Source organism: Streptomyces sp. NL15-2K, assembly GCF_030551255.1.
Classification (GTDB): domain Bacteria; phylum Actinomycetota; class Actinomycetes; order Streptomycetales; family Streptomycetaceae; genus Streptomyces.
The window spans coordinates 11,783,416-11,794,407 of record NZ_CP130630.1 but is presented as its reverse complement, the minus strand read 5'-3'; the positions used below and the strand labels follow the sequence as shown (position 1 = coordinate 11,794,407).

9 protein-coding genes are annotated in these 10,992 nt (G+C 70.9%); 1 reads left to right on the top strand and 8 read right to left on the bottom strand.

The window, feature by feature from the left end:
- From Q4V64_RS51650 to Q4V64_RS51630, 5 genes are all read right to left on the bottom strand, one after another.
- Positions 1-312, bottom strand: a complete 312-nt coding sequence (locus Q4V64_RS51650; RefSeq protein ID WP_124445277.1) for a trypco2 family protein — start codon at positions 310-312, stop codon at positions 1-3.
- 20 nt (positions 313-332) lie between these two features.
- Positions 333-1,853 (bottom strand): acyl-CoA synthetase, encoded by a 1,521-nt coding sequence (locus Q4V64_RS51645; protein WP_124445276.1) that lies wholly within the window; start codon positions 1,851-1,853, stop codon positions 333-335.
- A gap of 115 nt (positions 1,854-1,968) precedes the next feature.
- Positions 1,969-2,835: an RNA polymerase sigma factor SigJ gene (gene sigJ, locus Q4V64_RS51640; RefSeq protein ID WP_124445275.1), complete on the bottom strand. Its 867-nt coding sequence runs from the start codon at positions 2,833-2,835 to the stop codon at positions 1,969-1,971.
- A 99-nt stretch (positions 2,836-2,934) separates the two neighbouring features.
- Positions 2,935-4,503: an acyl-CoA synthetase gene (locus Q4V64_RS51635; RefSeq protein WP_124445274.1), complete on the bottom strand. Its 1,569-nt coding sequence runs from the start codon at positions 4,501-4,503 to the stop codon at positions 2,935-2,937.
- Complete coding sequence (locus Q4V64_RS51630) at positions 4,500-5,609, bottom strand: nitronate monooxygenase family protein (protein ID WP_124445273.1); 1,110 nt, start codon at positions 5,607-5,609, stop codon at positions 4,500-4,502. Before Q4V64_RS51630 ends, Q4V64_RS51635 begins: the two co-directional genes overlap by 4 nt.
- 163 nt (positions 5,610-5,772) lie before the next feature.
- Here Q4V64_RS51630 and Q4V64_RS51625 point away from each other — a divergent pair, with 163 nt between their 5' ends.
- Positions 5,773-7,566 carry a serine hydrolase domain-containing protein gene (locus Q4V64_RS51625; protein WP_124445272.1) on the top strand — a complete coding sequence of 598 codons (1,794 nt, stop codon included), beginning with the start codon at positions 5,773-5,775 and terminating at the stop codon, positions 7,564-7,566.
- A 30-nt stretch (positions 7,567-7,596) separates the two neighbouring features.
- On the opposite strand, the gene Q4V64_RS51620 is transcribed toward Q4V64_RS51625, so the two are convergent.
- The 3 genes from Q4V64_RS51620 to Q4V64_RS51610 all read right to left on the bottom strand — a co-directional run bounded on the left by Q4V64_RS51620 (position 7,597) and on the right by Q4V64_RS51610 (position 10,944).
- Complete coding sequence (locus Q4V64_RS51620; RefSeq protein WP_124445271.1) at positions 7,597-7,788, bottom strand: DUF2795 domain-containing protein; 192 nt, start codon at positions 7,786-7,788, stop codon at positions 7,597-7,599.
- A 72-nt stretch (positions 7,789-7,860) separates the two neighbouring features.
- Entirely contained in the window at positions 7,861-9,429 is a 1,569-nt protein-coding gene (locus tag Q4V64_RS51615; RefSeq protein WP_172629582.1) for an NAD(P)/FAD-dependent oxidoreductase, read from the bottom strand.
- 279 nt (positions 9,430-9,708) lie between these two features.
- Positions 9,709-10,944, bottom strand: coding sequence for an IS701 family transposase (locus tag Q4V64_RS51610; protein ID WP_303709834.1), 1,236 nt, complete (start codon positions 10,942-10,944; stop codon positions 9,709-9,711).
- Between the last annotated feature and the right edge of the window lie 48 nt (positions 10,945-10,992).

Sequence of the window (10,992 nt, the reverse complement as noted above, 5' to 3'; positions counted from 1 at the left end):
TCAGCGTTCGTTGTCGACCTCGTCGCCCGCGATCAGGGCGGGCTGCGGCGGCCCGCCGTCCGGCGGTACCGCCTTGGGCGTCAGCTCGACCTTGATCCGCTGCGTCTGCGCGTGCGCGTACTTCCCGCTCGCCCCGGCATCGACGACCCACAGCCGTACCTTGCTGTCCGCGCCCGCCTCACGGCTGACGGCGACGGTCGCCTCGATCTCGACCGGGCCGAGTTCGAAACGGATCGCCTCATCGGCACCGTCCTGCAACGAGGCTGTCAGCTGGCCCCGCAACTCACGGATCATGTCGGACAGTTCGATCACGATTCCCCCCTCGTGCCGCGCTAACCGGATGCTACAAGTCCCGGCCCGCCCCCGAAGCGTTCCCGCAGTTCCCGCTTGAGAATCTTCCCGCTCGCGTTGCGGGGCAGTTCGTCCACGAACACCACCCGCTTCGGCGCCTTGAAGTGGGAGAGCTTCTCGCGGGCGTGGGCGACGAGGGCCTCTTCCGTGACCTCGCCGCGCGGGACGACGACCGCCGTGACGGCCTCGATCCACCGCTCGTCGGGCAGGCCGATCACGGCGACCTCGGCGACGGCCTCGTGGGTGTACAGCGCGTCCTCCACCTGCCGTGAGGCGACCAGGACGCCACCGGAGTTGATGACGTCCTTCACCCGGTCGACGATGGTGAAGTAGCCGTGGGCGTCGCGCACCGCGAGGTCCCCGGAGTGGAACCAGCCGTCACGGAAGGCCTCGGCCGTCTCCTCGGGCTTGTCCCAGTAGCCCTCGCACAACTGCGGGGAGCGGTAGACGATTTCACCGGGTGTGCCGTCGGGCACGTCCTTGCCGTCCTCGTCGACCACGCGGGCGTCGACGAAGAGGACGGTGCGGCCGCAGGAGTCCATGCGGCCCTTGTGTTCGTCGGGGGCGAGGACGGTGGCCAGCGGGCCGATCTCGCTCTGGCCGAAGCAGTTGTAGAAGGCCAGCTTCGGGAGGCGTTCCCGCAGGCGCTCCAGGACGGGCACCGGCATGATCGACGCGCCGTAATACGCCTTACGCAGTCCGCTCAGGTCACGGGTGGTGAAGTCGGGGCGGTTGGACAGGGCGATCCACACCGTGGGCGGGGCGAACAGGCTGTCCGCGCGGCCGGTTTCGATCAGGTCGAAGAGCCGGTCGCCGTCCGGCGCGTCGAGGATGACGTTGGTCGCCCCGACGGCGAGGTACGGCAGCAGGAACACGTGCATCTGCGCCGAGTGGTACAGCGGCAGCGAGTGCGCCGGCCGGTCGCCCGCGCTGAGGTCGAGGGCGGTGATCGCGCTCAGGTACTCGTGGACCAGGGCGCGGTGCGTCATCATCGCGCCCTTCGGCAGGGCTGTCGTACCGGAGGTGTACAGCAGCTGGACCAGGTCCTCGCTGCGTGGCTCCGGGCCGTCGTACGGGGGCGCTTCGGGCAGCCGTGCCAGCAGTGAGCCGTCGGCGTCGCGCAGGGTCAACGTACGGACGTCGTCGGGGAGTTGTCCGGCCAGGTCCGGGTCGGCGAGGACCAGGGAGCTGCCGGATTGGCCCACGATGTAGGCGAGGTCGTCGCCGGTCAGGTTCTGGTTGACCGGCACGTGCACCAGGCCGGCGCGGGCGCAGGCGAGGAAGCCGATCAGGTACGCGTCGGAGTTGTGGCCGTAGGCGCCGACGCGGTCGCCGGGAGCGAGGCCCTGGTCGCGCAGGAGGGTGGCCGCACGGGAGACGGCCTCGTCGAGTTCCTCGTATGTCCAGGAGCGGTCGGCGTATTCCACCGCGACGCGTGCCGGGGTGCGCCGGGCGCTGCGTCGCAGTACCCCGTCGACCGTGCTGCCGTGTCCAGGCGTCATGACACATGATCCTCGGGCGGGGGCGGAGAGAGGTCAAGCACCGGAAAGAGCCGCGTCCGCGTGCGCGACCGATGACCTTGTGGTCCCGCCATATGTGGCGGGACCACAGCCGTCGTCAGGTCGTGATGTGGCCGAGCTTGTCCGGGTTGAGCACGGCGTAGATGCCGTCGATCCGGCCGTCGCGCACGTCGATCATCACGACCTGGTCGATGCCGTCGATCGCGAGGGCGGCGGCGGGCCGGCCGTTGACGTCCACGCGGCGCGGCGCGCCGAGCGGGTGGCGGGTGATCTGGCCGGCGATGAACGCCACGACCTGGTCGCGGCCCTCGACCGGCCACGGGGCCGCCCTGACCTTGCCGCCGCCGTCGTTCCAAGCGACGACGTCCTCGGCCAGCAGCTCGGTCAGACCGGCCAGATCGCCGCTCTGCGCGGCCTCCAGGAACCGGGTCAGCAGTTTGGCGTGGTCTTCGTCCGAAAGCGTGAACCGGTTACGCCCGGCGGCGAGCCGCCGCCCGGAGCGGATGTGCATCTGACGGCAGCTCGTCACGGTGGTGTCGAGGATGCGGGCGATCTCGCCGTACGACAGCTCGAAGCCTTCCCGCAGCACGACGACCGCGCGTTCCGGGGGTGACAGACGCTCCATCAGGTGGACGGTGGAGTAGCCGACGGTGTCCCGCAGCCCGGCCCTGTCCAGCGGGCCGAGCACGTCGGTGGCCACGGGATCGGGCAGCCAGGGCCCGGTGTACGCCTCGCGGGTCGCCCGCGCCGATCGCAGCCGGTCGAGGGCGAGCCCTGTGACCACGGTGATGAGGAAGACCCGGGGTTCCCGGATCCCGGTGCGGTCGGCGCCCTGCCACCGCGGATGGGCGTCCTGGACGACGCCCTCGGCGTCCTTCATGCTGCCGAGCAGCCGGTAGGCGAGGCCGAGCAGCAGGGGGCGGAGGGACTCGAACTGCTCGGTCGCCGATGCCGGGGTTTCCAATTCCCGTGTCCTTCCCAGTCGTTCGGTGGGCGGTGCTCACTTTCAGTGTGCGGTCGTGCACCAGTGAACTCCGCCGCGAACCCGTCGCGCCAATCGGCGTCAGCGCGGCGGGGCACCTTCCCGGGCGGTGCGGCCTTCCCAGTACGGCTCCCGCAGCCGTCGCTTGTACAGCTTGCCGTTGGGGTCGCGGGGCAGCTCGGAGATGAAGTCGACGCTCTTGGGCCGCTTGTAGCCCGCGAGTCGCTCGGCGCAGTGGTCGAGGATCGCGGCGGCGAGGGCGGGGCCGGGTTCGTGGCCGGGGGCCGGTTCGACGACGGCCTTGACCTCCTCCCCCCAGTCGTCGTGCGGAATGCCGAAGGCGGCGGCGTCGGCGACGGCGGGGTGGGCGAGCAGGACGGACTCGATCTCGGCCGGGTAGATGTTGACGCCGCCCGAGATGATCATGTCGATCTTGCGGTCGCGGAGGAAGAGATAGCCGTCCTCGTCCAGCAGTCCGAGGTCTCCGACGGTGAAGAAGTCGCCGATGCGGTTCTGCTTCGTCTTGGCCTCGTCCTTGTGGTACGCGAAGCCGCCGGTGTTCATCTTCAGGTAGACGGTGCCGAGTTCGCCGGGCGGGAGCCGGTTGCCGTCGTCGTCGAAGATCGCAAGTTCGCTGATGGGCCAGGCCTTGCCGACGGTGCCGGGTTTCTTCAGCCAGTCCTCGGCGGTGGCGAAGGCTCCGCCGCCCTCGCTGGCCGCGTAGTACTCCTCCACGCAGGGGCCCCACCAGTCGAGCATCGCCCGCTTCACATGGTCGGGGCAGGGGGCGGCGCCGTGGATGGCGTGGCGCATGGACGAGACGTCGTAGCGGGCCCGGGTCTCCTCCGGGAGCGCCAGCAGACGGTGGAACTGGGTCGGGACCATGTGGGTGTGGGTGCACCGGTGGGTGTCGATGAGGCGGAGCATCTCCTGAGGTGTCCACTTGTCCATCAGGACCAGGCGGTGGCCGATGTGCAGGGACGCGCCCGCGAACTGGAGTACGGCGGTGTGGTAGAGCGGCGAGCAGACGAGGTGCACGTTGTCGTCGAAGGGGCGGATGCCGAAGATGCCGAGGAAACCGCCGAGGTAGGCCTCCTCGGGAGGTTTGCCGGGCAGCGGGCGCCGGATGCCGCGCGGGCGGCCGGTGGTGCCCGAGGTGTAGTTCATGACCCAGCCGAGGGTGCGGTCGGCGGGCGCCGACTCGGGGTGCCCGTCGAGGAGTTCGGCGTACGGCCGGAAGCCCTCGACCGTGCCGACCGCGTACCGGTGGGTGGCCGGGAGGCCGGCCTCGTCGGCGGCGTGGCGCGCGGGGCCGGCGAAGCGCTCGTGGGCGAGGAGCACCTTGGCGCCGGAGTCAGCGACGATCCAGGCGATCTCGGGGCCGACGAGGTGGTGGTTGACGGGGACGAGGTAGAACCCGGCCTGGGTGGCGGCGAGGTACGCGGTGAAGAACTCGGGTCCGTTGGGCAGGACGACCGCGAAGGCGTCACCGCGTTCGAGGCCGGCGGTACGCAGGCCGTGCACGAGCCGGTTGGCGGCGCCGTGCAGGCGGCCGGCGGTCCACTGCTCGCCGTCCGGCGCGATGAGGACCGTACGGTCGGGGTCGGCGGTGGCCTGGGCCCAGAATCCCGGCGGTGGTGTGCTCGTCACTGGCCGCTCCTTCCGGCGATGCGGTTGACGCGGTCGACGGCCCGCTCGAAGCCGCGGGTGAGGTCGTCGAAGACGGCCTGGACGCTGCGTTCGCTGGTCATCCGGCCGACGATCTGGCCGACGGGCGTGCCCAGCAGGGGCTCGACCTCGTACTTCTGGATCCGTGAGACGGCCTCCGCGACGAGCAGGCCCTGCAAGGGCATGGGGAGGGTGCCGGGTCCCTCCGGGTCGTCCCAGGCGTCGGTCCACTCGGTGCGCAGCTGACGTGCGGGTTTTCCGGTCAGGGCACGGGAGCGGACGGTGTCGCCGGAGCCGGCGGCGAGCAGTTTGCGGGTCAGGGCGGGCGAGTGCATGTCGGCCTCTGTGGTGGTCAGCCATATGGAGCCCAGCCACACCCCCTGGGCGCCGAGCGCGAAAGCGGCCGCCACCTGCTGACCGCTGCCGATGCCCCCGGCGGCCAGCACGGGCAGCGGGTCGACGGCGTCGACGACCTCGGGCGTGAGCACCATGGAGGCGATCTCGCCGGTGTGTCCGCCGGCCTCGTACCCCTGGGCGACGACGATGTCGATGCCGGCTTCCTTGTGCTTGCGCGCGTGCCGGGCGCTGCCCGCGAGCGCGGCGACGAGGACGCGGCGGTCGTGCGCGCGGGCGATCACGTCGGCGGGCGGGGAGCCGAGCGCGTTGGCGAGCAGCTTGATCGGATAGTCGAAGGCGACGTCGAGCTGGTTGCGGGCCACCTGCTCCATCCATCCGGTGATGCGCCAGCCGGACGCCTCGCCCTCGGCCAGTTCGGGCACGCCGTGCTTGGCGAGGGTGTCCTGGACGAACTGCCGGTGCCCTTCGGGGATCATCGCCTCGACGTCGGCCTCGCTGACGCCTTCCACCTTCTTCGCGGGCATGACGACGTCCAGGCCGTACGGCCTGCCGTCCACGTGTGCCTCGACCCAGTCGAGGTCGCGTTTGAGGTCGTCGGGGGCCGTGTAGCGGACCGCGCCGAGCACTCCGAAACCGCCGGCCCGGCTGATGGCCGCCGCGACGGCGGGGAACGGCGTGAAGCCGAAGACGGCGTGCTCGACTCCCAGTTTCTTGCTCAGCTCCGTCTGCATGGGCGCAGGATGCCGCAGTCCTCCGGACGACGGAAGAGTTTTTCTGATGCTCCGTCAGATTTCGTCGACCGCAGACTCCATTGACACACCGCACACCTGACATAAAAGTTTCACACCGCAAGGTGATCCCGGAAAGATACTTTCAGGCAGCGGGAGGTTCACCATGACGGAAGACGCAGCGGACAGAGAGACGGGCGAGCTGCGCGCGCTGACGCGCCGCCAACTGGGCCGCAGGGCCCTCACTCTGGGCGGCGCCCTCGCCATCGCCCCCTTCCCGGCCGGGCCGGCGGCCGCCGGCCCGGCGACCACGCACCCCACCCTGCGCCACGGCTCCCCCGAACGCGCCGGACTGCTCCCCGCCCACCTGCGTCAACTCGTCACCGACGCACAGGCGTTCCTCGGCCCCTCGCCCCAGCACCCCTGGTACGCGGGCGCCGTCCTGCTCGCCGGACGTGGCGGCACCGTGGCTCTGCACCAGCCGATCGGCATGGCCGTGCGATACCAGACGTACGACGAGAAGACCGACACCGGCGTCGAGTTCCCGGCCGACGAGCGGATTCCCATGGCGGAGGACACCGTCTTCGACCTGGCCTCGGTGTCGAAGCTGTTCACCTCGATCCTCGCCGTGCAGCAGATCGAGCGGGGCGCACTGAAGCTGGAGGGAAGGGTCGCCGCGCATCTCCCGGAGTTCGGCGGTGCGGGCAAGCAGGACATCACGATCCGTCAGCTCCTCACACACACCTCGGGGTTCCGGGCGTGGATCCCGCTGTACAACGCGCCGACGTACGAGGAGAAGCTCCAGCTCATCTGGAAGGAGGCGCCCCTCAACCCGCCCGGCTCCGCCTACCTCTACTCGGACCTGAACCTGATCTCGCTCCAGTTGGTGCTGGAGCGGATCACGGGCCGCACCCTGGACACCCTCCTCCACGACGAGGTCACCGCTCCGCTCGGCCTGCGCCGCACCCGCTACAACCCGCCCGCCTCGTGGAAGCCGAAGATCGCCGCCACCGAGGACGCACGCAAGCCGTGGTCGGGCCTCGACCGGGGGCTGGTGTGGGGTGAGGTGCACGACGAGAACGCCTTCAGTCTCGGCGGGGTCGCGGGCCACGCGGGTGTGTTCTCGAGCGCCTGGGACCTGGCCGTACTCGGCCGGACGCTGCTCAACGGCGGTGTCCACGGCCGGGCCCGGATCCTCCGACCCGAGTCGGTGGAGCTGATGTTCACCGACTTCAACACGGCTTTCCCCGGCGACGAGCACGGTCTCGGCTTCGAGCTCTACCAGCACTGGTACATGGGCGCGATGGCCACCCCGCGCACGGCGGGGCACACCGGCTTCACCGGCACCTCGCTGGTGCTGGACCCGACGACCGACTCCTTCCTCGTCGTCCTCGGCAACTCCGTCCATCCCGTGCGCAGTTGGCGCTCGGGCTCGGCTCCCCGGGTCGCCGCGGCCAACCACCTGGCCCGCGCCGTACCGGTCCGCCCGGCGCACGGACGTACCGCCTGGTTCTCCGGGACGGCGAGCGCCACCACCGCCACGCTCACGCTGCCCGCGTTGGACACGTCGTCCGGCGACGCACGGCTGCGCTGCGCGCTGTGGTGGGACACCGAACCCCGGTCGGACGCGCTCACCCTGGAGGCCTCGGCCGACGAGGGTGACACCTGGCGGCCCGTCCCGTTCACCACCACGCGCCGGGGCGAAGAGCCGCGCCGAAACCCGGCGGGCTCGGTCACCGGATTCTCCGGCCGCGTCTGGCACCGGCTGACGGCGGACCTCCCGGCCGCCCGCGGGCTCACACTGCGCTGGCGGTACGCGACCGACCGCCAGTACGTCGGCCGGGGGGCGTACGTCGACGGGCTGCGCGTCGCCACGGCCGACGGCGTTCTGTTCGACGAAGCACGCCCTGCGGACGCGGCGCGGATCGAGGGGGCGGGGTGGACGCCGTCGGCCGACTGATCGGGCCCCGCACTGGACGGGGCCGGTCCGCTACTGGTTGAAGACGGCCTTCTGTACCTCGTTCGGGCCGTCGAAGCGGTCCTCCTTCAGACCGTCGAGGCGGCTGACGATCTTGTCGTCGGCCTTGTTCTTGCGGGCACGCTCCACCAGGTGCTTCTTGTCCGTGGGGTAGTCCATGCCGCTGAGGGCCTTCTGCAGGTCGATGGGGCTGAGGTCCGCCATGGCAGCCTCCCTGCGGATGTACGGAATCTCCGTTATGTCGCGGTACCCCTCATGCGCCGACGCATGCAGCGCTCAGTGCTCCGACGCCTCCAGCACCGCCATCGCCGCGTTGTGCCCCGGCACCCCGCTCACCCCTCCCCCTCGCACGGCCCCCGCCCCGCACAGCAGCACGTTCGCATGCCGGGTCTCCACGCCCCAGCGGCCCGTGTCCTCCTGGGCGTAGGGCCGGGAGAGGTCGCGGTGGAAGATGTTGCCGCCGGGCAGACGCAGGTCGCGCTCCAGGTCCAGCGGGGTCTTGGCCTCGATGCACGGGCGTCCGTCCGCGTCGGTCGCCAGGCAGTCGGCGAGCGGCTCGGCGAGGTGGGCGTCGAGCTGCGCGAGGGTCGATTTCAGCAGCTCATCGCGTACGCCGTCGTTGTCCCGTGCGAAGAGCCGGGCAGGCGCGTGCAGCCCGAACAGTGTCAGCGTCTGGTAGCCCCGCTCGACGAGGTCCGGGCCGAGGATCGTCGGGTCGGTGAGCGAGTGGCAGTAGATCTCGGAGGGCGGAGCGGTGGGCAGTGCGCCGGACGCGGCCTGGGCGTGGGCGGTGGCCAGCTGCTCGTAGCCCTCGGCGATGTGGAGGGTGCCCGAGAAGGCCTCACGGGGGTCGACGGAGGTGTCGCGCAGCCTCGGCAGGCGCTTGAGGAGCATGTTCACCTTGAGCTGGGCGCCCTCGGCGGGTGTCGGGGGTTCGTCGCCCGTGAGGGCCGCCAGTTCCTGCGGGGAGGCGCCCACCAGGACGTGCCGGGCGGCGACGACACCGTCCCCGTCAGCGGTCCGGTACGTGATCTCGGCGGTACGGCCGTCCGTGTCGATCCGTACGGCCTCGTGCCCCGTGGCGAGGACGGCGCCCGCCGCGCGTGCCGCCGAGGCCAGGGCGTCGGTGAGGGCGCCCATGCCGCCGACGGGGACGTCCCAGGCACCGGTGCCGCCGCCGATGACGTGGTAGAGGAAGCAGCGGTTCTGCCGCAGCGCGGGGTCGTGGGCGTCGGCGAACGTCCCGATGAGGGCGTCGGTGAGGACCACGCCCCGTACCAGGTCGTCGGCGAAGCGGTCCTCGATCGCCGCCCCGATCGGCTCCTCGAAGAGGGTCCGCCAGGCGTCCTCGTCGTCGATACGGCGGCGCAGGTCGTCGCGGGTCGGCAGCGGTTCGGTGAGCGTCGGGAAGACCCGCTGGGCGACGCGGCCGGTCATGCCGTAGAAGCGCTGCCAGGCCTCGTACTCGCGGCCGCCGCCGGTCAGCCGGGCGAAGGCCTCCCGAGTGCGCCGCTCGCCGCCGCCGACCAGGAGTCCGGTCGGCCGGCCGTCCCGTTCCACGGGGGTGTACGACGAGACGGTGCGGGTGCGGATACGGAAGTCCAGGCCGAGGTCCCGCACGATCTTCTTCGGCAGCAGGCTGACCAGGTAGGAGTAGCGCGACAGCCGGGCGTCCACGCCGGCGAAGGGCCGGGTGGAGACGGCCGCGCCGCCGGTGTGGTCCAGCCGCTCCAGCAGCAGCACGGAGCGTCCGGCCCGGGCCAGGTAGGCGGCGGCGACGAGGCCGTTGTGGCCGCCGCCGATCACGACGGCGTCGTACGTCCGGTGTCCCTCGTGTGCAGGCATGGTTCTTCGTAACACGGGGTGATCCACATCGGCCAGAGGAGCGCCGCGCCGGGGCCAGGGCCCTTCTGATGGATCTCCGCGGGAGAAGGAGCGGCGTTCGGTGCGTGCCGGGCGTCGCGACGCCGCGGAGGTCCATCAGAAGGGCCCTAGTAGTGCTTCGTTAGGTTGTGGGCTGTCTGCGGCTGCTCCGGGGGCTGGGCAGGGGGCGTCCGCAGGTGGTGCAGGTACCGGTCCAGCACCTCAGCAGGTCCTGAAGAACGTCGAGGACCTGGTAGAGGGTCAGGCCGGTATGTGGACTTTTGGGTCGAGCCGCCTGAGGGTGAGGAATGCCTGGGCGGCGGTGACGAGGGTGACGTGGTGGTGCCAGCCGCGCCAGGTGCGGCCCTCGAAGTGGTCCAGTCCCAGGCCATGCTTGAGCTCGCGGTAGTCATGTTCGATCCGCCAGCGCATCTTGGCCCACCGCACCAGGTCAGCGACGGGTGTGGTGGCGGGCAGGTTCGATATCCAGTAGTCCGTCGGGGCGTCCTGGCCCTCCGGCCATTCGACGAGGAGTGTCTGGACGGGCAGGACGCCGTCCCACCGGTTGCGGCCGCCGCCCGCCTCCTGAGCTGCGGCCAGGGACTGCTTGCCCGCGGGCCGCACTGTCAGCACCGCGAACCGTGAGGTCATCGCGCCCTTGCTGCCCTGCCTCCAGGTCACCTCGGTGAACCGCTCCGCACCCGCCTGCGCTGCGAGGACGCAGACGGCTCGCGGTGGGGTGCGGTAGCGGGGAAGGGGGGGCGGCCCGAGCCCGCCATAAGCGGGCTGGTGCGGCTCGGCATCCTCCGGGTGGGCGACTTCCTTCCCGTTCAGGGCCAGGACATAGGACAGCCCTCGCTCCTGGAGACCGAGCCGGAAGGGGGTGCTGACGCCGTAGCCGGCGTCGGCGACCACGACCGGTGCCTTCAACTGCCACTCGGCGAGTGTGTCCAGCAGGCCGAGCGCGAGACGCCACTTCTCCCGGTGCACCACGTGATCGGGGATGCCTGCCCTGCGGCATCGGTCCGGCTCGTCCGTCCACTCACGCGGCAGATATAACTGCCACTCCAACGGACACGAGGCGGTGTCGGTGGCGGCATGGACACTGACCGCGACCTGGCAGTTCGCCCGTTTGCCGACCGCTCCGCAGTACTGGCGGGCCACCCCGACCGACGCCTTGCCGCACTTGGGGAACGACACGTCGTCGATCACCCACACCTCAGGTGTGATCACCTCGGACAGCCGCTCGGCGATCCGCTGTCTGACCGGCAGCGGATCCCACGGCGACTGGTTCACGAACTGCTGCAGGGCCTGCATGTTCCCGTCCGGCAGACGCTCGGCCATCGGCTGGATCGACTTGCGCCGGCCGTCCAGCATCAGGCCCCGGACATAACACTCGCCCCACCGCCGCTGATCCCGCCGCGGCAACGACCCGAACACATCAGCAACGAACTCCGCCAACTCGCCCCGGAGCCGGTCCACTTCCCCCAACCTCACTCCGGAAAGCTACCCACGATCAGCCGAGATCACTCAACGTAACGAAGC

Excerpts from the sequence above, each read along its gene's own strand:
- Q4V64_RS51645 (WP_124445276.1), bottom strand. The coding sequence starts at position 1,853 with ATGACGCCTGGACACGGCAGCACGGTCGACGGGGTACTGCGACGCAGC.
- Q4V64_RS51630 (WP_124445273.1), bottom strand. The coding sequence starts at position 5,609 with ATGCAGACGGAGCTGAGCAAGAAACTGGGAGTCGAGCACGCCGTCTTC.
- Q4V64_RS51625 (WP_124445272.1), top strand. The coding sequence starts at position 5,773 with ATGACGGAAGACGCAGCGGACAGAGAGACGGGCGAGCTGCGCGCGCTG.
- Q4V64_RS51620 (WP_124445271.1), bottom strand. The coding sequence starts at position 7,788 with ATGGCGGACCTCAGCCCCATCGACCTGCAGAAGGCCCTCAGCGGCATG.
- Q4V64_RS51615 (WP_172629582.1), bottom strand. The coding sequence starts at position 9,429 with ATGCCTGCACACGAGGGACACCGGACGTACGACGCCGTCGTGATCGGC.